Source organism: Shewanella sp. 11B5, assembly GCF_002836795.1.
GTDB classification, from domain to species: Bacteria; Pseudomonadota; Gammaproteobacteria; order Enterobacterales; family Shewanellaceae; genus Shewanella; species Shewanella frigidimarina.
Genome location: NZ_PJAP01000673.1, coordinates 1 through 2,078 on the forward strand (window position 1 = coordinate 1; position 2,078 = coordinate 2,078).

The 2,078-nt window shown below is 44.2% G+C and carries 2 protein-coding genes and 1 pseudogene; all 3 read right to left on the reverse strand.

All coding sequences use genetic code 11. The annotated features are described in order from the left end of the window. On the reverse strand, nt 1-512 hold a 512-nt coding region (locus CXF78_RS15135), incomplete at its 3' end, for a MipA/OmpV family protein (RefSeq protein ID WP_102037261.1). Between the two features lie 316 nt (nt 513-828). Then, the gene (locus CXF78_RS15140; protein ID WP_011638501.1) at nt 829-1,707 is read right to left on the reverse strand and encodes a F0F1 ATP synthase subunit gamma; all 879 of its coding nucleotides are present in this window, start codon (nt 1,705-1,707) and stop codon (nt 829-831) included. After that, nucleotides 1,704-2,078: pseudogene (locus tag CXF78_RS15145) on the reverse strand (F0F1 ATP synthase subunit alpha); the annotation flags it as partial. The gene CXF78_RS15140 and the pseudogene CXF78_RS15145, both read right to left, overlap by 4 nt.

The window sequence follows — 2,078 nt, forward strand, 5'->3', positions numbered from 1 at the left end:
CCGGCATAAGGTACTAAGCTGGCAAAACCTAAATCCATTGGATGGTAATAAGTAATATCGGCCTGATAGCCATTGTAAACACTGGTGACATCGTGCTGAAATTTAGCCGAAAGCGTGCCTTCGCCTACATGGAAATCGGCATTTAAGCCTAAATCACCACTGAAATCACGATCTTTCATGCCTTTTAGCACATCGGCGCTGTCTGCATCAAAGCCTGGGTTGGCAACAATAAAAACACTGAAATTTATTGCGCTGTCATTGTCACCTAAAAAACGATAATTGATACCGCTTAAATCGGCGTTAAAGTCTTCACCGTGGTAACCACCGTTAAAATACACCCCTGTTTGGTCGTCTTGCCCTTTAAAAAACTTGCTGCCAGTGGCCACGCCTGCGCCAACAAAATACTGGCCCTGATTACTGTATATATTACCGTTGCGAATGTAAGTGTTGTCCTGTGCCATGACATGGCTTGACATTACGATTGCTGAAATCGCGAAGCAGATTTTTTTCATTTTTGGATCCTTATTACGTCTGTTTAATGTTAGTGGGGTCACTATATTGCAGTTGTAATCAGGACACTGTATCCAATTGTAACTTGCCATCAGCTAAGGCGTTCTAGTTACCCAGTAATCTACAAAGTCGTTGGATTGGTTAACACCATGATTTTATGCTTTCCTTAGTCCGGTTGGCTTTCTCAGTTAGTTATCCCTAGTTCAGGTTAGTTAGTCATTTCAGTATGGGTTGGGGGTTGCAGCACTTCAGATTATTACAGTCGTAGAGCTGAAATAAAACAAAGCAGTATTCGGCTCCTTGATATTCAACCTATTTTTATTCCATTGATCCAAATCCAGAGATGACATCGAACAATTCCGCATCGATACCACTTTGACGTAGGCTATGAAATTTTTGCTTAAGACTTGCATGCAGTTCGTCGATGTTTTTTTCTGCTCGCTGCATTGCAGACAAACGACTGGCATTTTCACTGGCAAGTGATTCTGCGCAAGCTCTGAACAGACTGACAAAAAGATATTCGCGCACCATAGCGCGTAACGTTTGCTCCCGCTCAGGCATGACCTCGGGTAAGTTATTGGTCGGCCAATGAATACTAGCAAGGTTATGTTGCCAATGGTGATCCAGCGGTAAAAGTTGTTGGCTTACTGGGGTGTATATTGAACCAGAATGGGGACGATGATGAAAAAGATATACTTTATCAATAGTGCCTTGTTCTCTCTGCGTTTCCATTTCTATCAAAATGTTACCCACCAGTGTCGAAACAGTATTGATGGAATTTGGCAGCATAAAGCCTCGCTCCAGTGTGAGCTTGGTGTCTGCTAGCCGTGACTGAAGACGTTCGCCCACAGCCCATAGGGTTTTATTGCCTGGTAACTTCATTAATGAATTGCTGACAAACTCCACCATGACTTCATTGAATTGCCCGACCAGGCCTTGGTCAGAACCAAATACGATTACACCAATGGATGCTTTATCTGGTTGCGCTTGTTTAGCGATGGAACGGGTGGATTTATGTTGCTGAAAACAGGCTGTTAACCCAAGTTGCACGGTACGATAATAATCATCCAACGAGCGAACTGCGTTTTCGTATTGACTGATATTAGACGACGCCATGGCTTTCATACTTCGCACTACAGAGTCAAGTTCTTCCGCATTGGTGATTTGGTGACGTAGACTGGTAACGCCTTCACTCATGTGATTTCCTTTCGCTTTTGACTGTGCATAAATGGTGCAAGTGCATCACGGACCGGCTGCAAAATCCCGTCGCGATCTTCATCTGTTAATTTTTCGGTGCTTGCTAATCTTGCGGTAATTTCAACAGGGATATCGGCAGTGGCCGCGCGTACTGCAAGCTCGGCTTGGCTCATTTCATCTAAAGGGACTTCATCAAATAGATTAGCGGTTAATGCCAGTAATACTGCAATTTGCTCAACCATCGAGATGGGCGTGGACTCTGCTTGTTTCAGGCAAGCACGAATGCGTCGGCCATGGTCGATAGTTTTTAGTGTGCTGTCATCCAATCGTGCGCCAAAACTCGCAAATGTTTCCAGTTCTTCAAACTGCGC

What these genes read in the sequence shown, in the direction of transcription:
- CXF78_RS15140 (WP_011638501.1), bottom strand. Translation starts at nt 1,707, where the DNA reads ATGAGTGAAGGCGTTACCAGTCTACGTCACCAAATCACCAATGCGGAA.